Here is a 21,113-nt window from a genome sequence, read left to right on the forward strand (position 1 = left end):
ATCCCTGAATGTGTCACCCGCAAAAATATAGTTAATTTTTTAAACAGGGAAACATTTAACATTTTTTGCAGCAACTATTCTGCCAATGTAAATTTCACCGGTAGGATATATTGCACACGCACCGGTTTGCCGCGTTGCCGACCGGGAATCCAGCGCGGCATTTGCTTCACAACTCTTACGGCTTCTTCATCACAGCCGCCGCCAATTCCGCGTAAGACCTTGATATCATTGATGATACCATCGTTTCCTACCACAAAACTCAAATAAACAGTACCTTGTATGGCTGATTCGCGGGCTGATGCAGGATATATTAAATTTTCTTTCAGGAATTTATGAAGCGCTTCATCACCTCCGGGGTATTGTGGATTTTCTTCTACAATGGTAAAAATCTCACTTTCTATTACTTCTTCTTCTTCAACCAGCTGATCGATTGGCTGAACCGATTTCCTCTCAATGGCTTTTTTTGAAATTGCACCTGCAGGCTGAATTTCTGGCTTTTCAGAAGACGACAGGGTTTCTTGCGGGCCTGCATTTGCATGCATTTGCGCTGCAACCAGATCTTCTTCTATATTCAAATCATCTTCAACTATGGCATTATCGACAACCGGCAGTATAATATGCTGATTCTTTGATGTTTCTTTTTTGGGGGCTCCGGATTGTGGAACTGGAGGAGAAGTGGGCATCTGCTCATCTTTTTCTCCGGGCAATCCGGCTGCCGGAGGCAGTGTGGTCAATTCCTGTATTTTGCGGGCAGAAGTGTCTTCCTTCGTGGTTATAGTGGCAAGTTCGCCGGATTGTTCAGCCTTGTTCATCCGGAAGAAAATCTGCCAGCTCCCGATAGCGGCGAGTAATAGTATACTTGCAGCGGCCAGCTCAAACCGGTATTTTCTGAAGAATGGGGGTTTTATAGATTTTTTTTCAACTTCTGATTCGGAGTGAGAAGCGGTTGAATGGGCGGCACTCTCCTTCACACTTTTTGTAAATTCTCTGATTTCTTCCTGACTGAGCCGGGGGAATCGGGGCCCTTCAAATGCTGCCTGACCGCTTATTTCTGTTTCTTTTGGTTGAGCTTGATTTATGGTGAAAACATTATCGATGTGTTGATTCAGCAAATCTATATCTTCGTCTGCCTGGGCAGAACCAGCAAGCATAAGTCCTTCAAGGGCCATGTTGCATAGCTCGCATGAAAGCAGGTGATGATGCACCTGATCAACTTCTGCATCAGTAAGCAGACCATTCACAAACAGAGACATTCCTTCTGCACTGAGGCATCCGGAAGGCATGAAGAGCTTATTTTTCCGTTTGTTATCCATTGTTTTAAAAAATTGATTGCTCCAACAGGTTTTTCAGGTTGCGTTTTCCGTTTTGAATATGACTCTTAACTTCATTAAGCCCCAAACCGGTTGTTTCGGCAATTTGCTGATATGATTTACTGTCAAAATAGAACAGCAATATGCAGTGTTGCTGGCCTGGCGATAATTTTCTGATTGCCTGATTAAGTTTTCTGATGCGCTCCTCCTCTTCGTCAGCAATGTTATGATGCGTAAATCCGCTATTTTCCATAACTTCTGCCAAAAGATTTTCCTCCCAGCGAATGCTTGTTCCTTCTTTTTTCCTGTTACGCAGTAATTGGACACACTGACTTTTGGTGACTGTAAAAAGCCATGCCTTAAAATTCAGGATCTCATATTTGTGTAATGAAGTAAACAAGCTTTCGAAAACATTCATGGCTACATCGCGGGCATCTTCACGATCATCAAAATACTTATAACAAACACCCAGCACCAAATGCGTATATCGCTTAAACAGTAACCCAATAATTTCTTTATTGCCCGTGCGGCGGAATAACTCAACCAGTTCTTCATCACTATGATGGTCGGTTGGTTTTCCTTCGGTTATTTTCATAGGGCATTCAGAGAGTTTTCTTTTACAAATGTAAGGATTGACGCGCTAATCTGCTATAAAAAATCAATCATCATCTGATGGGGCACTATTATAAATATACCGAACGAACTCACTTTCATCCTGTTTTTTACGAAAAACCAGGGCTGGCTGACAGCCCAAACCATAGGATTACACGCAATTCTCTGATATTGGTCTTCATTTTATTGTATATTTACGATATAAAATCCAACTATAATGAGAAACCATGGCGCAATATTCCTGTTAGCAGTTGCTCTTTTTCTGAATTTGTCATTATTCGCGCAAAAGGACAGTTCAGCAATTGCCAATGATTCTGTAAACGTCGAAAATCTTCAGATATATACCAGTAAACTGGCTGAAATAGAAAAGCAACGCGTTGCTGATTCCATTGCCAGGGCCAGGCTTGAGTTACAGTTGAGTTCACTGAAAACAACAGATAATTTAAAGAAAGAAGACCTGCTCCGCCAGCTGGAGGAAATTAAACTGAAAGAGAAACAGAATATTGCCGATAAAAAACAGCGAATAGATTCATTAAGAAATATAGCAGCGGGCTATCCTGTTATTGGTGTTTTAAAAGACACTTTGTTCCTGATCTATACGAAAATTGGTGCATTGAGTCCGAAAGAAAGAGCGGCAAATGTTTCAGGCAAAATCAGAAAACTATACAACGACGACTTTTTGAAAACAGACTCACTCATTGTTGTCAAATCTGAATTTACCTATGATATTGTTTACAGGGAAAATATTATTATGAGTGTATCGGAAACAGATGCATTATGGTATAATAAAACGATGTTTGAACTGGCGAATGAATTTAATCTGATTATTCGCAATTCCATAGTCAAGGCACGGGAAGAAAACAGTATACAAAAATTACTTCTCCGCATTGGATTGGTGATTCTGGTACTTGTCATTGCCTGGTTTATTATCAAACTGATAGGAAAAGCAAATATGTGGTTGTTCAACTATATTGAGCTGAAGAAAGACCACCTGATCAGAGATTTGTCATACAAGGATTATACTTTTCTGACAGCCGAGCAGGAAATGAAAATCATTGTTTTGTTGGTAAAGGCAATCCGGTGGTTTACTTATGCCTTGCTGGCTTATATAACCTTGCCGGTAATCTTCAGCATTTTTCCTTTTAGCCGCAACTGGGCCGATACGCTCTTTCATTTGATTTGGTCTCCCTTTAAAGGTGTTTTGATTGCTGTGTGGAATTATATGCCTAACCTGTTCAGCATTCTGGTTATTTATTATGTAATGAAGTATTTTATCCGTTTTGTCAGGTATATTTTTAGTGAAATAGAATCAGAAAAACTTAAAATATCAGGATTTCATGCCGATTGGGCCATGCCCACCTTTAGCATTGTTAAATTTCTGCTGTATGCTTTTATGTTTGTGTTGATATTTCCTTACCTGCCGGGCTCTGATTCCAATATTTTTAAAGGTGTCTCTGTTTTTATCGGGGTGTTGTTTTCATTAGGTTCATCAACAGCTATTGCTAATATGGTGGCTGGTTTGGTTATTACTTATATGCGGCCCTTTAAAATAGGCGATCGCATAAAAATAGGCGATTTTTCAGGAGATGTGATGGAGAAAACATTGTTGGTAACAAGACTGAAAACCATTAAAAACGAGGTAATTACAATTCCAAACTCGTCCATTCTCTCAGGCAATACCGTCAATTACAGCAGCGAAGCAGCAACAACAGGTTTAATTCTTCATACTACTGTAACCATTGGCTATGACATTCCGTGGAAACTGATGCACGAGGCATTGCTGAATGCAGCCGAAAGAACTGAAATGCTGCTTAAGGATCCCAAACCATTTGTACTGCAGACCAGCCTCGACGATTTTTATGTGTCTTATCAATTAAATGTTTATACAAAGGAGGCCAGTAAACAGGCTGCCATTTATTCGTTGTTACACCAGAATATTCAGGACTGTTGCAATGAGGCTGGCATTGAGATACTTTCACCTCATTACAGAGCCGCCAGAGACGGCAACGCCACCACAATACCCGCCAGTTATCTTGACAAAGATTATACAGCCCCGAATTTTAACATCAACATTCATAAGGATTAGTATGGAAGAACAGATCAGAAGTTTATTATTTAATCCGGTAATAGGAAAGCTTGTTACAGTTTTCCTGGGAATTGCAATTATATGGCTGTTAATTAAATTGCTGCAGCGTAATCTTTTCTCAAAAATCAAAGAAAATAACAGTCGTTACAGGGCAAGGAAGGTTTCTGGCTTTTTGGGTTACTTTCTTACTATCGTGCTGGTAACTTTAGTTTTCAGCGATAAACTCGGAGGGCTCACAATTGCTCTTGGTGTTGCTGGGGCTGGTATCGCATTTGCCCTGCAGGAGGTTATTGCTTCATTTGCAGGATGGATGGTTGTTATGTTTGGAGGATTTTATAAAACTGGCGACAGGGTTCAATTGGGTGGTATTAAGGGAGATGTAATGGATATTGGCATTTTAAGAACCACTATTATGGAAACAGGCCAATGGGTAGATGGCGATCTTTATAACGGACGTATTGTTTTGGTCGCCAATAGCTTTGTTTTTAAAGAACCCGTATATAATTATTCAGGGGATTTTCCTTTTTTATGGGATGAAATCAAAATCCCGATTCAATATGGAAGTAATTATGAGAAAACAAAAAATATTCTGCTAAATGTGGGAAAGGAAGTAATTGGGGATTTTTCTGAAAAATCATTAGAAAAATGGACTTATCTGCAAAGTAAGTATCGCCTTGAGGATGCCCAAACCGAGCCAATGGTCTCTCTTGTTGCCAATGATAACTGGGTTGAGTTTACATTAAGATATATTGTAAATTTTAGGCGTAGAAGAACAACCAAAAGTGAGCTCTTTACGAAAATCCTTACTGATATTGAGGCAACTGAAGGTGAAATTAAATTTGCATCGGCGACTTTTCATCTGGTTGAAGCTCCTGAATTTAAAGTGAAAGTTACTAATGCATAATCCCCCCCTTCTCAGTTAAATAGTAATTTGGATTATGCTTTACTCTTTTTTTATTGAGGTCAAAAAGTACTCGCAAATGGAGCTGTTTTGTCTATAATGATATTTATTTAGGCAATAAGCTTTTGATATTGAAACTGAGTCTTTCTCAGTGTCAGATGATGTGTCTAAAGAATTGTTTACATGAATTCAACCAATTAATTATTAAACTTTTCAGAAGTTTTTTATTGATTTTATGGATTTGAGAAGTTTTGTGCATCTCTATAACAAAACCAGTTCTCACTTCTAAAACAAAAAGCCATGGAATCAAGGAAAACCAACAGCGCTGACCTTGAAAGGAAACGCACCGTTTTTTTTCAATTAGGTCTTATCATTGCCGTAAGTACTGCACTTGCTGCTTTTGAATGGAAAACGCCGGATTACAGCCGTGTTCAGCTCCCTGAAAGGTCAGCCATTGAGCCTGACGAAGAATGGATCAATATAATTGTTGAGAAAAAACCGGAACCGCCCAGGCCCGTGAATACAACCCTGATGAAAACCGTTGAGGATAATCGCACCGTTCTGGTTGATATTAAAGTGGTTTCCGAAATTGATCCCGCCGATTTCGTTGAACCCTATGTGATGCCTGAATTGGTACCTGAAGAACCTGCTGACAATGCTGATCCGTTTGTTGTTGTGGAACAAATGCCTGAATTTCCCGGAGGCGATATCGCACTCAGAAAATATTTGGCTGAGCATACAGTTTATCCGCGTATGGCAAAAGAATCAGGCATTTCAGGAACAGTTTATGTCACATTTGTTATTGAAAAAAGCGGTAAGGTTTCGTCTGTGGATGTATTGCGAGGCGTTTCAGGGGGTTGCACCGAAGAGGCCGTAAGGGTTGTTAGCGAAATGCCCGATTGGAATCCAGGCCTGCAACGGGGCAAACCGGTAAGAGTCAGACTGAATCTTCCGGTCAGGTTTATGTTGCTCAATTAATGGCTTCTTTCACCTGTTCTATTCCCGGTAACAGATGATTGTCTTTTTCCGGTGTCTGTTTTTTCATTTCACTTCTGATTGTTTTTTTTCCTCTGCACACCGGCTGAGCCACTGATGGTATGTCAGAATTTAAAATAAATACAGTTAAACTCATTCAAACACTTCAACCATGAAACTCCAACTTCATTTCAAACCCGATTACCTCTTTTTATTCGTAATCGTTACGTTCATTATATCAGGCATCAGCAGTTTATCTGTTGGACAGGAGGCCGGTTCCGATAAGCCATCTGCACCTTTTTTTATAATTCCTGATAATGAAACAAATGAATCGCTGCCACTTTTATCAACCGCTGCCGATATTCAGGTTTCAGGTGTCATTGCGCTGACAACTGTAAAACAGGTTTATTGCAACCGTGGGTTAAAAGCCATCGAGGCGGTTTACGTTTTTCCAGGTTCAACTGGCGCTGCGGTCCATGCGCTGAAAATGAAAATTGGTGAACGAACCATTATGGCTAAAATTGAGGAGCGTGAAAAAGCCCGGCACGATTATACCCAGGCATTGAATGAGGGGCATTCTGCAGCTCTGCTCGAGCAACACCGGCCCAATGTTTTTCAGATGAATGTGGCCAATATTATGCCAGGCGATCTGGTGGAGGTTGAACTGATGTACACCGAGGTACTCGTGCCCCGCGAGGGGATTTATACTTTTACTTTTCCTGCTGTTGTCGGACCCAGATATGAAAGTGAAAGCGGAAACGGGATACAAAACCCCGGGTGGAACGAAAACCCGTATCTCAATGAAGGAGAACTTCCATCCTATACTTTTAAACTTTCCTGCAATATTGCTTCTGCAATGCCTCTCAAACAGGTAAAAAGCACTTCGCACAGAATAAACGCAGATTTTAAAGATAAAAAATCGGTAAATATTCAACTGGATGAAAGTGAAATGTATGGCGGCAACCGCGATTTTATCCTTCAATACCGTCTGGGAGGCGAAGGCATTGAAAGTGGGTTGTGGCTTTACAGCGATGAAAAGGAAAATTATTTTATGGCAAGCATTCAGCCGCCCGACAAGATCGCACCCGGGATGGTTCTTCCGCGAGAGTACATATTTATTGTAGATGTTTCAGGGTCTATGTATGGCTTTCCGCTGAATGTTTCAAAAAGGCTTATCAACGAGCTGCTCAGCGGCCTTAAAGCTTCCGATTGCTTCAATATTCTCTTTTTTGCCGGAAGCAACAATTTGTTTGCCGATAAACCGGTTCCGGCCACTGCCGAAAATGTGAAAAAGGCCATCAGAATGCTTGACAGCCAATCGGGGAGTGGCGGCACCGAATTGCTTCCTGCATTAAAACGGGCTTTATCAATGGAAGCCAACCCTGAATATGCCAGAACATTTGTAGTAGCGACAGATGGGTTTGTGAGCGTTGAGAAAGAGGCCTTCGGACTTATTCAATCAAACCTGAACAAAGCCAGCTTTTTTGCATTTGGAATCGGTTCTTCGGTAAACCGGTATCTTATTGAAGGCCTGGCTCATGCAGGCGCAGGTGAGGCTTTTATCATTACAAATGAAACAGAAGCCAATGCTAAAGCAGCCGAATTTGTGAAGTATATCAACTCACCGTTGCTTACAGGTATTGATGTGTCATTCAATGGATTTGATGTTTATGATGTGGAGCCTGTTGCTGTTCCTGATCTCTTTTTATCGAGACCGGTTGTTATTTTTGGCAAATACCGCGGGAATGCTACAGGTAATATTACACTCAGAGGCCACCATGGTTCAGGTCTTTTTCAAAAAACAATATCTGTAGAAACGGAAAAACCATCTGCCGGGAATCAGGCTCTTAAATATTTATGGGCGCGTGAAAGAATCAGGATGGCCGATGATTATGCGGGTGAAAGTGATGGTGTTCCCGATGAAATAAAAGCACAGATTACAAAACTTGGGTTGGAGTATAATTTGCTAACAGCTTATACATCTTTTGTGGCTGTTGATAGTGAGCAGCGTAATATCAATGGTGCTTTTTCCACTGTTAGGCAGCCATTGCCACTGCCTCAGGGCGTGAGCCATTATGCAGTTGGCAGTTCGGCAACGGGTGGTTCAGCTTTGAAACTGAGCAGGAGAAATTCAGATGCAGCCTGTATGCCTCTGGTTGAAGAAACTGAAGCGTTGTCAGATGACGAGGCTGTGTTGATGGTAAATGAATCAATGCCTGAATTTCCGGGAGGCCCCAAAGCCATGGAACAATTTATGAAAACCCATATTAAAATTCCTGTTGAAGCGTTAAAGTACCTGATTTCTGGCAAAGTAGTAGTGCAGTTTACAGTGAATACTGACGGAACAATCAGCGACATACAGGTGCTCAGGTCACTCGGCTATGGTTGCGATGAAGAGGCCATCAGACTCATAAAATCAATGCCCGCCTGGAAACCGGGGAAACAGCATGGTGTGGCTGTCAGAACAAAGATGCAGCTGCCGGTCAGTTTCTGATTTACCGATATTTACATGTAATATAAACAGCAGAACCATCTGTTTCGTGGTTCTGCTGTTGCCTGTTTTATAGTCGCAGTGATGGTTTGCAGTGAAGCCATTCCATTGGTATTTCGCTTTAAACATATGTAAGTCTATGTATGTGAAAATCAAAACCTTAATTAGAATGATTATATATTGGAAACGGTAAGATAATTTCTTCAATATCCTTCACTATTAACAAATTAGTATATACTTTTGCCGAAAATTTCAGGCACCTGAAAAAGCCCCTGTGCACAATTTTTAAATTAAGCGTTTGTTTCAGGGGAAAATAATGTATTGAGCTGAAACAATAAACATTTTAAGATGAAACCAACACATATCGAACACATTGGCATTGCCGTTAAAAGTCTGGAAGAAAGCATTCCTTACTATGAAAACGTACTTGGACTAACTTGCTACGCTGTTGAAGAAGTAAAAGATCAACGGGTGAAAACTGCATTTTTTATGGTAGGTCAGACCAAAATTGAGTTACTTGAATCAACCGATCCTGAGGGTCCAATTGGTAAATTCCTGGAGAAAAAGGGAGAGGGTATCCATCACATGGCATTTGCCGTTGAGAATCTGGAACAAGGGTTGGCCGAAACTGCAGAAAAAGGCATACAGCTGATCGATAAACAGCCCCGTATGGGTGCCGAGGGTCTGCATATTGCATTTCTTCATCCAAAATCCACATTTGGAGTGCTTACCGAACTGTGTGAAAACAAAAGCAAATAATAAATTACTATATAAACAACCAAAAGCGAAATTGTAACTACAGGCCCATCAGGGCTTTTAGTTTTTCGCTCAAAATCAACAGTTAAATGGCTTTTGAAGACAAGATTAAAGAACTTCTCGATAAAAGAGAACAGGCCAAACTGGGCGGCGGCCAGAAAAGGATTGATTCACAGCACGCCAAGGGAAAATTAACAGCACGTGAACGCATTGAACTCCTGCTTGACGAAGGCAGTTTCGAAGAGTTTGACATGTTTGTAACCCACCGCTGCACCAATTTTGGAATTGAGAAGCAGGAATTTCTTTCTGATGGTGTAGTTACAGGCCACGGAACCATCGACGGCAGGGTGGTTTATGTTTTTTCACAGGATTTCACCGTTTTTGGCGGCTCACTTTCCGAAACCTTTGCCAATAAAATCTGTAAAGTAATGGATCAGGCTATGAAAGTTGGTGCACCACTTATTGGTATCAACGATTCCGGCGGAGCCCGCATTCAGGAAGGAGTGAACAGTTTGGCCGGATATGCTGAAATTTTTGAACGCAACATTCTGGCTTCTGGTGTTATTCCGCAGATTTCAGCCATTTTTGGCCCTTGTGCAGGCGGCGCTGTTTATTCACCGGCTCTCACCGACTTTATTGTTATGAGTAAAGGTACCAGCAATATGTTTGTTACCGGACCCAAAGTTGTTAAAACTGTTACCGGCGAAGTAGTGACTGAAGAAGAACTGGGCGGCGCTATGGTGCATGGTTCCAAATCAGGTATTTCACACTTTGTTGCCGACGATGAAAAAGAAGGCATCGGACTTATCAGAAAGCTTATCAGCTTCCTGCCGCAGAATAACCTTGAAGATCCCCCATTGGCCAATTGTACCGATCCGATTGACAGGCTCGACGAATCATTAAACTATATCATTCCCGATAATCCTAACAAGCCTTATGATGTAAAGGATGTTATTCATTCTATTGCTGATTACGGCGAATTTCTTGAAATCCAGCGGCATTATGCGCCTAACATTGTTACCGGTTATGCCAGGTTTAATGGTATTTCAGTAGGTATTGTAGCCAACCAGCCTAACTATCTCGCCGGCGTACTCGATATCAATGCTTCGCGCAAAGCGGCCCGTTTTGTAAGATTCTGCGATGCTTTTAATATTCCGATTCTTACCCTTGTTGATGTGCCTGGTTTCCTTCCGGGAACTGCTCAGGAGTACGGTGGAATTATCATCCACGGTGCCAAGTTGCTTTACGCATACGGCGAAGCTACAGTTCCCAAAGTTACTGTTGTGCTGCGCAAAGCATACGGCGGAGCTTATTGTGTTATGAGCTCGAAACACCTGCGCGGAGATATCAACTACGCATGGCCGGGAGCTGAAATCGCAGTTATGGGACCCAAAGGTGCTACAGAAGTACTGCAGAGTAAAAAACTGGCAGAACTGACTGATCCGCAGGAACGCGAAGATTTTGTTCGCAAGAGCGAAGATGAGTATAAGGACAAATTTGCCAATCCTTACAATGCAGCCAAATATGGTTATATTGATGATGTGATTGAACCGCGCAATACACGTTTCCGCATTATCAGGGCATTGCAGGCTTTAGCCACCAAAAAGGATGTGAATCCGCCCAAAAAACATTCAAACATTCCTTTATAATCCGGCAGTAATGACAAAAATCAATAAAACAATCAGATACTCAGGTGTTTTTATTGCACTTGTGCTCGTGTTGTTTGCCGGTAATACCTATTCGCAAAGTACACGCGACCTCAGAATCAATGAAATTCTGGCAGTCAACGACTCCAATTATGTGGATGACTATGGTCAGCGCAGCGGATGGATTGAAATTTTTAATTCGGCTTACAACACGGTTGATATAGGAGGTTCCTATATTTCAAATGACCCTGCAAATCCCAGGAAGTATTATATTCCCAAGGGAGACCCTATTACAAAAATTGCACCCAGAAATTACCTGGTATTTTTTGCAGATAATATGCCTACAAGAGGAATTCTTCATCTGAATTTCTTACTTAATGACTCCTCAAACCATATTGCCATTTATGAAGGCAATGGCAAAGTTCTTATTGATGCAGTTAAACTGGGACCACAGCTTCCAGATGTATCTTACGGCAGGTTAGAGGATGGCAAAAGTGAATGGGGTACGCTTGAAAAAACAACTCCGCTGGCCAATAATTATACAGGAATTTTAGTTTCAGCAGGTGAGAAATTTGTTGAAATGGATCCTTTCGGTGTAGGGATGGCAACAATTGCGATGTCGGTTGTATTTACCGCTTTGCTTTTGTTATACATTGTATTTAAAAACACCAAGAGAATTTACGGCATTAACCTGAAAAAAGTATTCACCAGGGAAAGCAAGAAAGAACCTGTGGTTGTGAAAGTTACTGAAGAGGAAATTTCAGGCGAGGTAAATGCGGCTATTGCCATGGCATTGCACCTGTATATCAATCAGCTTCACGATTATGAAGAAACGGTGCTTACCATTAAAAAAGTGGCCCGTACCTATTCGCCATGGAGCTCAAAGATTTATGGTCTGAATAAATTTCCACGATAGTTCTTTCTGTTTAAGTCCTGAAATCATTTAAAAGTTTTAAAGAATGAAAAAATTTAAATTCACTATAAACGGCAATGTTTACGAGGTAGATATTCAATCTATTGAAGATAATATAGCCGAAATCGAAGTTAATGGTACTACCTATCAGGTTGAGGTTGATAAAATGGTTCAGTCAACCAAAACGCCAAAACTGGTAAGGTCGGTAAGTGTTCCTTCAACTGATTCGGAGCCCAGCATTGCCAAAACGTCAAGCCCGGCTACTCCCAAAGGAACCGGAAGCATTAAATCACCGCTGCCTGGCGTTATTCTTGATTTGCATGTACGCGAAGGCGATGCCGTTAAGGTTGGTCAGAAACTCATTACCCTTGAAGCTATGAAAATGGAAAACAACATCAATGCCGATAAGGAAGGTAAAGTGGTTTCGTTGAAAGTTCATAAAGGCGATTCTGTCATGGAAGGTGATGTTCTTATTGTAATAGGAGATTAAAGCATGGAACATTCCGGTAACTTTCTAACATTTATCTTAGAGCATCTTCAGCAGTTCTTTTCCTACACCGCTTTTGCAAATGTAACCGCAGGCCACCTGATTATGATTGGTGTTGGCCTTATCTTTATTTATCTTGCCATTGCCAAGGAATATGAACCTATGCTCCTGATTCCCATCGGATTTGGTATTTTGGTGGGAAATATCGCCTTTATGCCCGGTCTTAAAATTGGTATTTACGAATCGGGTAGTGTACTCAACTATTTGTATTTTGGTGTTTTGCAAGGAGTTTATCCTCCGTTGATTTTCCTGGGTATCGGAGCTATGACCGATTTTTCGGCCCTTATATCCAATCCCAAACTCATGTTGATTGGTGCAGCCGCTCAGTTTGGAATTTTTGGTGCATATGCGATTGCGCTTTTGCTCGGATTTTCTCCTTCAGAAGCAGGTGCTATTGCCATTATTGGTGGTGCCGACGGTCCTACTGCTATTTTCCTTTCATCTAAGCTGGCTCCTGAATTAATGGGTGCTATTGCTATTTCGGCATACTCTTATATGGCACTGGTTCCGGTAATTCAACCTCCTATTATGCGTTTGCTTACCAATAAACGCGAACGCTTAATCCGTATGAAACCACCGCGCAGTGTTTCGAAAGTCGAAAAAATCCTTTTCCCCATTATCGGAATGTTGCTGACAACGTTTATTGTTCCCTCTGGTCTACCCTTGCTGGGAATGTTGTTCTTTGGCAACCTGTTGAAAGAGAGCGGTGTAACCAAGCGTTTGGCTGATACTGCCAAAGGCCCGATGATTGATATTGTAACTATTCTTATCGGTCTTACCGTGGGGGCGTCAACACAGGCCACAACGTTCCTTACTACAAAATCAGTGGGTATTTTTGCACTGGGTGCAGCTTCTTTCGTTATTGCAACCACTGCTGGTGTATTATTTGTTAAAATATTCAATATTTTCCTGAAAGAAGGAAATAAAATCAATCCGCTTATCGGAAATTCAGGTGTATCGGCTGTGCCCGACAGTGCCCGTGTTTCGCAGATAGTGGGTCTTGAATATGATAAAACCAATCACCTGCTGATGCATGCAATGGGCCCCAATGTGGCCGGTGTGATTGGCAGTGCTGTTGCTGCTGGTATCCTCCTTGGATTCCTTTCGTAACCGAACAGTCTTTTTTTATACATTTGAAGCCGGAATGCAGTACCTGTGTTCCGGTTTCCATTTTTGGGAGAATAGATGACTGATACATTAATGATTCCTGGAATCCGGCATCTCATTTTTTTCTCAGATGCACGCTTTTAAATGAACAAAATCAATCAAAAATAAGCTCATGCTCATTATCGGAATTGCCGGAGGCTCTGGCTGCGGAAAGTCAACTGTTGTCAAACAGATCATTAAAAAACTCCCTAAAGATTCAGTTGCAGTTATTGCCCAGGACTCTTATTATAAGGATAACGGACATCTGAGTCCTGAAGATCGCGCTAAAATTAATTTCGACCATCCTTCATCCATCGAATTTAATTTACTGGTTAAGCATATTGATATGCTCAAAGAAGGGCAGACTGTGGGTATGCCCATCTATAGCTACCTTACTTGTGCCCGCGCCAAGGAAACGATTCCGGTACAACCGCGTGAAGTGGTGATTGTGGAAGGTATTTTAATCATGTCAAATCCGCGTTTGCGCGAACGGATGGACATTAAAGTTTTTGTCGATGCCGATGCCGACGACCGACTGATGCGCATTATCCGCCGCGATATAGAAGAACGTGGCCGATCATTTACCCAGGTGCTTGACCATTATGATAAATTTGTCAAACCTATGCACCTTCAGTTTATCGAACCTACCAAACGCTACGCAGATATTATTGTACCCCAGGGTGGTGCCAATCATGTGGCCATCGATATTCTTACATCCAGAATCAAGATGAACCTGAAGATGATTTAAACTGGTTTTTCTCTTGTTTTTTTTTGGGAATGGCGCAATAATTTGCCAGAATGGCATTTTATAATGCCATATTGTACTTTGTTCAAGACAAAATGACATCTGATATTTCAAATTATATCTATTTTTGTCGATGGAATGAAATTTGAGTATTTTGTTTTGAAAATAAAGTTTAACCCAAAACAAAAGGAGGTAAAACCATGTTACCGATCTTAAAAAACAGAGATTTCTTCCCCAGCATTGTGGATGAATTTTTTGGCCGGGACTTTTTGCCCGGTATGTTTGAATTCCAGACAGGAATCAATATGCCTTCGGTAAATATCGTTGAAGGTAAAGATGATTTCCGTATTGAGGTTGCCGCTCCTGGTTTGGATAAAAGCGATTTTAAAATCAACCTCGAAAATAATGTGCTCACCATTTCGTCTGAGAAAGAGGAAAAGAGCGAAAAGAAGGAAGAGCGCTATATGCGTCGCGAGTTCAGCTATGCATCTTTCCGCCGGTCATTCAGCCTGCCGGGAAGTGTAGATGCTGAAAAGATTTCGGCCAATCACAACAACGGGGTGTTGAGTATCACCATCCCCAAAAGAGAAGAAGCCAAAGTGAAACCAGCTAAGCAAATTGAGATCAAATAAGGCTGGCAACTTTCAGGTAAATTACGATTAACCCGGCACTAAGCATTTTTGAGTACCGGGTTTTATTGTGCTTATGCACCAGTGTTTAACTTAGAAACTGTTTGTTATACATTACCCCCCCATAATTTATTCACAATTCTAACCCATATAAGACTCTGTTTGCAGGTTTGCAAATGATATGATTATAATGGATGATATAACTCTCCGGGCAGGCAAGGAAACCATCTATAATGTTAATGAAAGTCTGGATAAATAAAAACGTATAGGTTCTAAATTTTATCAGAACACCCACGTTTATAATGCTGTTACAATCATTGGAAGCACGTGTCGGGGAACGTGTGTCAACAGTAGAAAAAGATTTAGCTTCGAAACTTCTTTAGATAGATTTCAGCAACTAACAATTATTAATCCAGTTGCATTTGTTGCTTGAATGCAGCGACTTATAACGGTTAATAATCTAAACCAAGGCCTCTATTTGCCATGTAAAACCGGCGGTGAACAAACAATACATAAGTTTATTACTTTTCGCTGTTTAAAGCTACACTTTTTAATTCATCCTCACTACATTTGTACCCTATGTATGCGGTTATTGATGTAGAAACCACCGGAGGGAGTTTTGTTAACGAAAGGTTGACAGAAATAGCTATTTATCTTCACGACGGCGAACGTATTGTTGACGAATACAGTACCCTGCTGAACCCTGAGCAGCCTATTCCTTATATGATTACCCGCATAACTGGCATCAGTAATGAGATGGTAGCCGATGCGCCACGCTTTTGTGAAGTGGCCCGTAAAATAGTTGAAATGACCGAAGGGGCTACTTTTGTAGGACACAATGCTTCGTTTGATTACAACTTTATCAGGCACGAGTTTAAACGGTTGGGTTACAATTATAAGCGACCCACCATTTGTACGGTTAAAATGAGTCGCGCACTTTTACCCGGGAAACAATCGTACAGCCTCGGAAAACTGTGCCAGGAGCTGGGTATAATGATTGAAAACCGTCACAGGGCGGCTGGTGATGCCTTGGCTACTACGCGTTTGCTGGAGCTTTTACTGCAAACCGACCGTTTGGCCATTGAAAAACAATCGGGCCTGGGGATTCCCGACATGGTGAAAGAAGTGCCGGAAGAAACCGGTGTATATTATCTGCACGATGCAGAAGGTAAGACCATATACATTGGCAAAAGCAACAATATGTATGAAAGGCTGGTGCAGCACTTTCGCAACAATGAAACGGTGAAAGCTGTTGAGATGCGCAGCCGTATAGCATCCATCAGTTATGAAATAACTGGCAGCGAATTGCTTGCGCTCCTTTTAGAATCTGATGAGATAAAGAAGCACAAGCCTTTGTATAACAGGGCTCAGCGAAGGTCGGTGTATGGATATGCTTTGTTTGAGTCAATGGATGAAAACGGATACCACAGATTATCTATCGGCCGTAATGTGAACAACCATCAGCCAATAACATCATTTACCACGCATGAGCATGCCCGAAAATATCTGTATGAAATGGTCGAGAAATTTGAGCTTTGCCAAAAACTCTGCGGCCTTTATGAAACAGATGGAGCCTGCTTTCATTACGGGATAAAACAGTGTCGTGGTGCCTGTATCGGTAAAGAGGCCCCTGAATCGTACAACCGGCGGGTTGAAGCTGCCATCAAACTATCGGGCTTTGTGCACACTGATTTTTATGCTGTTGAAATGGGGCGGCACGCTGAAGAATTGGCTGTTGTAAAGGTTTCAGATGGACGTTATGTAGGATTTGGCTATACCGACACCGCTTTTTCCGACCCTGCCAGCCTTGAAGCCTGTATTAAACCTTATCATGATAACCGTGATACCCGTCAGATTATCCGGAATTACCTGAAAAAAAACCCACGTACCAGAATCATAAGAGTTCACAACAATTTTTCCTGATTAAGATGTTAAGAAAGCTGAAAATGATGTGCCACGGTTTGTCGTTGGTACTGCTCCTGTTCGTAGCTGCATCCTGCGCTACAACAAAGGTTGAAAAACCGGCTGAGGCTTATCAGTCAGCCAGTCATGATCTGCAACCTTCATTGATAGGTTTTACTGCTGAAGCCCGGCTGAGCGATATACAAAGAACGCTGAATAGCCAGTTTAACGGATTGGTTTATGAAGACAACAGTCTGGATGATAACGGCGGTGACAATATGATGGTAAAAGCATGGAAACAGGGAGAGATAAAGCTCGCCATGAAGGACAATGTAATTATTTACCGTGTGCCATTAAAGTTGTGGATAAAAGCCGGTTTTAAGACGAAACAGCTGGGAATTACCCTGTCTGATTACCGTGAGGTGACCGGCGCCCTGGCCCTGATGTTCCGCACGTCCATAACCCTTAACCCCGATTGGTCAGTAAGTACCCGTACAGAAACCACGGGCTATGAATGGTTAACAGAACCGGTGATTAAAATAGCCGGAATAAACGTTCCGGTGAAGTTTGTGGCAGACCTTGTCTTGCAGAACAACATGAAAACCATGAGTGTAGCAATTGACGAGAGTATTAAAGATTATCTTAATCTGAAACCATATGCACTTGAAGCCTGGAAATCGCTCAATCAGCCCATTAGCCTAAGCAGCGACTACAAGCTCTGGTTAATGATTAAACCATCTGAATTCTATGCTTCGCCTATAACTTCATCCAACGGCATTATCCGGCACCAGAGTGGTGTAAAATCGGTAATTGAAGCATCAATGGGAGACAAACCAAAGATTATGGCTCCGGGACCTTTGCCCAATCTTATTATTAACAACCAACCCAGAAACGAAGTTATTGTCAATACATCAGTAGATGTGCCTTTTGTGGAAATTAACGCCCAGGCCGCAAAGTATGTCACAGGTCAAACATTTACACAAGGTAAGCGAAAGATAAAAGTGGAATCAGTGAACATTTATGGAAGCAACGGAAAACTGATCGCTGAAACCACACTCTCGGGAAGCCTCAACGGAACCCTTTATTTTTCGGGTATTCCTGCATTTAATGCACAGGATTCAACATTGTACATCAAAGACTTTGACTTTGACATATCAACAAAGAATTTTCTGGTAAAATCTGCTGCCTGGATATATCAGAGCGGATTCAGGAACATGATTGCCAAACAGATGGTATGGTCGTTGGCGCCTGAAATGAAAATGTTCAGCGCCGAAATTAACCGAAGCCTTAAATCTTACCGGCTTGCCGATGGAGTGGCCTTGAACGGAGAAGTTACCCGCATTGTTATCGGTGATATTTTGCTTACACAGGAAGGATTAAAGCCTTTTTTTAGTGCCGAAGGGAATCTTAAAGTCGTTTTTACCGGGTTTGGCGCCAGAAATTAAACCTGGTGCTTCCGAAAACTGATTTGGAATATGTGACTGATGATGAACCGAAGGTAAAAGTAGAAAATCCTGATATCAATAGAAAGATGAAGGACGTTTCCCTTCAAACAAAAACCCTGATCTGCTGATCAGGGTTTGCTCCGGATTTTGACCAAAAAAGGCGGAATATTGCCGGCGTTCTGAGATGACCATCTCCTGTCCGGCCTTGAGTTAATCGAGGGTTTTATCAATGAACATGTATCAGGTTGCCTGAACCGGAAATGCGGCTGTCAACGGAAGGATAGCCTGCATAATATATGCTTCCGCTTCCGCTTATGCGTGCATTCAGATATTCGGCCACACTTATTTCGGTATTGCCTGATCCACTGATGCTGATGTCAGCTGTTTCGCTCAGCAAATCAAAACTGTGAATATCTCCTGAGCCTGAAACCGTAAAGTTTTCTGTAATTGTTTCACCGGCAAGCCATATTTTACCACTTCCTGAAATAGAGGCACTAACCGAATTGGCAAGTACTTCTATATCAATAATTCCAGAACCTGATATGCTAACATATAAATCGTCCGTAACTATAGGGGTTTCGGCATAAAGATTTACTGAGCCTGAAAGCCTGATGTTGTTATACATGGCCGATGAGATGTAGATTTTAACAGGTTCATGATTTCCCAGTCCGGCACCGTTTTCAAGTCCGATATTCAGTTCGCTGCCTGATACATAAGTTTCTATGGCGTCGAGGATATTGGATTGTGCTTCAATGGTTAAATCGCGATAAGGACTTTGATAAACATAAACATCTGCCGGAATCGACACTGAAATGTCGCGATGAATGGGAACAACTCTGGTTTCACTTACAACAGGGCCTGTTCCGTGAATATTATGCCAGTTATCGCGTTCACATGATGAAAACAGCATGCTGACGATCAGCAGCGGAAGAAGGTAAAGTAGAGATTTTATCGTTTTCATATGGTCTGGTTTTGGAAGATGTGTCTTGTATGTTTGTTTTTTGGAATAAGAAAATTTCATGCCAAAAATTTTTCTTATTCCGGAAAACATTTTAACGATGCAAAAATGCTTCAAATTAATTTAGTTTGATAACAGAAGAAGATGAACCGTAATTTGGGAGTGATGAAAGGTGTTAAAATATGGTTGAACAGATTATCAGTGAATTAGTGGGCTGTATTATTTTAAGGCCGATAAATGAAAAAGCCTGTCTGATCAATCAGGCAGGCTTTAAAACATTTTAACGGAAAGTATATTACTTCACAAATTGCTCGGCATAATAGCGGGCTGTGAGTTTTTCGCCGGTAGCTTTTTCAATCATATCATTCCAGTAAAGGCTGGCACCGGGCATAAATACTTTTTGAGTCAGATATTTCCCAACTTCTTTGTTGCCGTAGAAACTCTGGTAACGAAAATCATCTGATTTCACAATGTTGGCTGTAATGTAATGATTTAACTGTGAAGCCAGCAATTCACCAAGCAGATAGTTGTGGTAATAACAAGGTGATGTAGCGATATGAATTTTGCTGGCCCAGTCCGGTTCATTTCTGCCTTCCGGACGTTTTATCATTTGATATTTTTCAACCAGGCTCCACCATAAGTCATTTAAATCCTGATCGGGATTTTCATACATTGATTTTTCGAACCGGTACATAACCTGTGCCCAACGACTGAAAGTAAGTTGCTCAAGACGCAGTACCCGGTATGTATCTTGTGCTATTCTTACCTTTTCAGTGCTGTCAATCAGGCCCATATCCTGCATCCACTGTGGATTTGAACCCATACGCCCAAACATCATGGCTATGGCTTCTGTCGTAAATGTATGAGCCGGGTTGCGCAAACTGAAAGGAAGGTTTCTGTCGATGTACTTATCATAAACTCCATGCCCAAATTCGTGCATCATGGTGTTCATCCAACTGTAATTGGGCTTAATGTTGCACAAAATCCTTACATCTCCGGCATTGTCGATGTCTATACAATAGGCATGCTGATTTTTGCCCGGCTTTTCATATAAATCGCTGTTGGCCAGCATATCAGTAATGTCAAGTCCTATACTTGAATAGTAATTGGTGGTAAGTTCTTCAATATTTTGGTTACCATAATATTTATCAAGATCAACACTGTAAATGGACGGTGCTTCCTGGAAAAAGCGGTTCTGATAATGCCAGGGCATCAGTTGGTCTTTGTTGATTTTGAGCCTGTTGGCCAGATATGTATCGATTTCGTCCTTTAATCCGGCAAAAGCGTCGCGGGTGAGGTTGTCAAGTTCGTCAAACAAGCTGCTGATGTCGTCAGGATTTTGCTCACTCAGCTCCAGACTCATGGCATGGTAGTTTTTAAAGCCAAGCTCCTGTGCTATCTGGTTCCTGACTTTTACCAATGCAATAATATCTGCTGAAACAACCTGCCCGATTTTTTTATGACCTTCCCACGCACTCTGCAGTTCGGCACTGTTGGTTGATGTTTTCAGTAACTCTTCCACATCATTATCAGATAGTTGCCTGCCATTCACATCGGCACGGAAATTTGAGTATTTCTTCTCAATTTCCACTTCCATTTTAATGCGTTTGGCCAGAAGTGTTGTGTCAATCTGATTGCTCAGATAAGCTGTATACAATACATCCAGTTGACGTTTTAGCATGGTGTCGGTCACTGCTTCCGACTCTTTTATTTTTTTGAGCAACGCAAAGTCTTCTTTACTGGTATAAATGCTGTTTAACTGAAACTGTAGCTGCTCTGACTTTGCATAATCTTCGTCGTTGCCTGAGATGGATGCATTCCAGTAAGCAATGTAAGCGTCACGCTGAAGTGGTTCAACACGGGCTTCCCAGTCCGCAATAAACTGTTTTAATTCCTGTTCCATTTTTTCTTTTTTGTTGCTGCAACCTCCGGCAATCAATAGCAGGCTTAAGAGTGGCAGCAAAAGGTTTAATGTGCGTTTCATATATGATTTATTAAGGTTATCCGGATGTTGATTATCAATGCCTGGTGTGAAAGTTAAGGACTTTGGT

General features: G+C 41.5%; 17 protein-coding genes. 13 read left to right on the plus strand and 4 right to left on the minus strand.

The window, feature by feature from the left end:
- Positions 1-74 precede the first annotated feature (74 nt).
- Together H6541_03065 and H6541_03070 are read right to left on the minus strand one after the other, a co-directional pair.
- Positions 75-1,313, minus strand: a complete 1,239-nt coding sequence (locus tag H6541_03065; GenBank protein ID MCB9014750.1) for a TonB family protein — start codon at positions 1,311-1,313, stop codon at positions 75-77.
- A gap of 4 nt (positions 1,314-1,317) precedes the next feature.
- The gene (locus H6541_03070) at positions 1,318-1,905 is read right to left on the minus strand and encodes a sigma-70 family RNA polymerase sigma factor (GenBank protein MCB9014751.1); all 588 of its coding nucleotides are present in this window, start codon (positions 1,903-1,905) and stop codon (positions 1,318-1,320) included.
- A gap of 234 nt (positions 1,906-2,139) precedes the next feature.
- On the opposite strand from H6541_03070, the gene H6541_03075 reads away from it, so the two are divergent.
- From H6541_03075 to H6541_03135, 13 genes are all read left to right on the plus strand, one after another.
- A complete protein-coding gene (locus H6541_03075; protein ID MCB9014752.1) occupies positions 2,140-4,008 on the plus strand; it encodes a mechanosensitive ion channel in 1,869 nt (622 codons plus the stop codon).
- A gap of 1 nt (position 4,009) precedes the next feature.
- Positions 4,010-4,912, plus strand: a complete 903-nt coding sequence (locus H6541_03080; protein ID MCB9014753.1) for a mechanosensitive ion channel family protein — start codon at positions 4,010-4,012, stop codon at positions 4,910-4,912.
- A gap of 297 nt (positions 4,913-5,209) precedes the next feature.
- A complete protein-coding gene (locus H6541_03085) occupies positions 5,210-5,887 on the plus strand; it encodes a TonB family protein (protein MCB9014754.1) in 678 nt (225 codons plus the stop codon).
- 169 nt (positions 5,888-6,056) lie between these two features.
- A complete protein-coding gene (locus H6541_03090) occupies positions 6,057-8,378 on the plus strand; it encodes a TonB family protein (protein MCB9014755.1) in 2,322 nt (773 codons plus the stop codon).
- A gap of 345 nt (positions 8,379-8,723) precedes the next feature.
- Positions 8,724-9,134: a methylmalonyl-CoA epimerase gene (gene mce / locus H6541_03095; GenBank protein MCB9014756.1), complete on the plus strand. Its 411-nt coding sequence runs from the start codon at positions 8,724-8,726 to the stop codon at positions 9,132-9,134.
- Between the two features lie 86 nt (positions 9,135-9,220).
- Complete coding sequence (locus tag H6541_03100; GenBank protein MCB9014757.1) at positions 9,221-10,780, plus strand: acyl-CoA carboxylase subunit beta; 1,560 nt, start codon at positions 9,221-9,223, stop codon at positions 10,778-10,780.
- Positions 10,781-10,790: 10 nt separating this feature from the next.
- Positions 10,791-11,693, plus strand: coding sequence for a lamin tail domain-containing protein (locus H6541_03105; protein MCB9014758.1), 903 nt, complete (start codon positions 10,791-10,793; stop codon positions 11,691-11,693).
- 43 nt (positions 11,694-11,736) lie between these two features.
- Entirely contained in the window at positions 11,737-12,180 is a 444-nt protein-coding gene (locus H6541_03110) for a biotin/lipoyl-binding protein (GenBank protein ID MCB9014759.1), read from the plus strand.
- Positions 12,181-12,183: 3 nt separating this feature from the next.
- On the plus strand, positions 12,184-13,347 hold the full coding sequence (locus H6541_03115; GenBank protein MCB9014760.1) for a sodium ion-translocating decarboxylase subunit beta: 1,164 nt from the start codon (positions 12,184-12,186) through the stop codon (positions 13,345-13,347).
- 169 nt (positions 13,348-13,516) lie between these two features.
- Positions 13,517-14,131, plus strand: coding sequence for a uridine kinase (gene udk, locus H6541_03120; protein ID MCB9014761.1), 615 nt, complete (start codon positions 13,517-13,519; stop codon positions 14,129-14,131).
- Positions 14,132-14,328: 197 nt separating this feature from the next.
- Positions 14,329-14,760, plus strand: coding sequence for an Hsp20/alpha crystallin family protein (locus H6541_03125; GenBank protein ID MCB9014762.1), 432 nt, complete (start codon positions 14,329-14,331; stop codon positions 14,758-14,760).
- Positions 14,761-15,336: 576 nt separating this feature from the next.
- Positions 15,337-16,680 carry a GIY-YIG nuclease family protein gene (locus H6541_03130; protein ID MCB9014763.1) on the plus strand — a complete coding sequence of 448 codons (1,344 nt, stop codon included), beginning with the start codon at positions 15,337-15,339 and terminating at the stop codon, positions 16,678-16,680.
- Positions 16,681-16,703: 23 nt separating this feature from the next.
- Positions 16,704-18,104 (plus strand): DUF4403 family protein, encoded by a 1,401-nt coding sequence (locus H6541_03135; protein MCB9014764.1) that lies wholly within the window; start codon positions 16,704-16,706, stop codon positions 18,102-18,104.
- Positions 18,105-18,330: 226 nt separating this feature from the next.
- Here H6541_03135 and H6541_03140 read toward each other — a convergent pair whose 3' ends face one another.
- The gene (locus tag H6541_03140) at positions 18,331-19,065 is read right to left on the minus strand and encodes a DUF2807 domain-containing protein (GenBank protein MCB9014765.1); all 735 of its coding nucleotides are present in this window, start codon (positions 19,063-19,065) and stop codon (positions 18,331-18,333) included.
- A 292-nt stretch (positions 19,066-19,357) separates the two neighbouring features.
- Positions 19,358-21,046 carry a M2 family metallopeptidase gene (locus tag H6541_03145; GenBank protein MCB9014766.1) on the minus strand — a complete coding sequence of 563 codons (1,689 nt, stop codon included), beginning with the start codon at positions 21,044-21,046 and terminating at the stop codon, positions 19,358-19,360.
- Positions 21,047-21,113: the final 67 nt, after the last annotated feature.

Source organism: Lentimicrobiaceae bacterium, assembly GCA_020636745.1.
GTDB lineage: Bacteria > Bacteroidota > Bacteroidia > Bacteroidales > Lentimicrobiaceae > Lentimicrobium.

Excerpts from the sequence above, each read along its gene's own strand:
- H6541_03065 (MCB9014750.1), bottom strand. The coding sequence starts at position 1,313 with ATGGATAACAAACGGAAAAATAAGCTCTTCATGCCTTCCGGATGCCTC.
- H6541_03070 (MCB9014751.1), bottom strand. The coding sequence starts at position 1,905 with ATGAAAATAACCGAAGGAAAACCAACCGACCATCATAGTGATGAAGAA.
- H6541_03075 (MCB9014752.1), top strand. The coding sequence starts at position 2,140 with ATGAGAAACCATGGCGCAATATTCCTGTTAGCAGTTGCTCTTTTTCTG.
- H6541_03080 (MCB9014753.1), top strand. The coding sequence starts at position 4,010 with ATGGAAGAACAGATCAGAAGTTTATTATTTAATCCGGTAATAGGAAAG.
- H6541_03085 (MCB9014754.1), top strand. The coding sequence starts at position 5,210 with ATGGAATCAAGGAAAACCAACAGCGCTGACCTTGAAAGGAAACGCACC.
- H6541_03090 (MCB9014755.1), top strand. The coding sequence starts at position 6,057 with ATGAAACTCCAACTTCATTTCAAACCCGATTACCTCTTTTTATTCGTA.
- mce (MCB9014756.1), top strand. The coding sequence starts at position 8,724 with ATGAAACCAACACATATCGAACACATTGGCATTGCCGTTAAAAGTCTG.
- H6541_03100 (MCB9014757.1), top strand. The coding sequence starts at position 9,221 with ATGGCTTTTGAAGACAAGATTAAAGAACTTCTCGATAAAAGAGAACAG.
- H6541_03105 (MCB9014758.1), top strand. The coding sequence starts at position 10,791 with ATGACAAAAATCAATAAAACAATCAGATACTCAGGTGTTTTTATTGCA.
- H6541_03110 (MCB9014759.1), top strand. The coding sequence starts at position 11,737 with ATGAAAAAATTTAAATTCACTATAAACGGCAATGTTTACGAGGTAGAT.
- H6541_03115 (MCB9014760.1), top strand. The coding sequence starts at position 12,184 with ATGGAACATTCCGGTAACTTTCTAACATTTATCTTAGAGCATCTTCAG.
- udk (MCB9014761.1), top strand. The coding sequence starts at position 13,517 with ATGCTCATTATCGGAATTGCCGGAGGCTCTGGCTGCGGAAAGTCAACT.
- H6541_03125 (MCB9014762.1), top strand. The coding sequence starts at position 14,329 with ATGTTACCGATCTTAAAAAACAGAGATTTCTTCCCCAGCATTGTGGAT.
- H6541_03130 (MCB9014763.1), top strand. The coding sequence starts at position 15,337 with ATGTATGCGGTTATTGATGTAGAAACCACCGGAGGGAGTTTTGTTAAC.
- H6541_03135 (MCB9014764.1), top strand. The coding sequence starts at position 16,704 with ATGATGTGCCACGGTTTGTCGTTGGTACTGCTCCTGTTCGTAGCTGCA.
- H6541_03140 (MCB9014765.1), bottom strand. The coding sequence starts at position 19,065 with ATGAAAACGATAAAATCTCTACTTTACCTTCTTCCGCTGCTGATCGTC.
- H6541_03145 (MCB9014766.1), bottom strand. The coding sequence starts at position 21,046 with ATGAAACGCACATTAAACCTTTTGCTGCCACTCTTAAGCCTGCTATTG.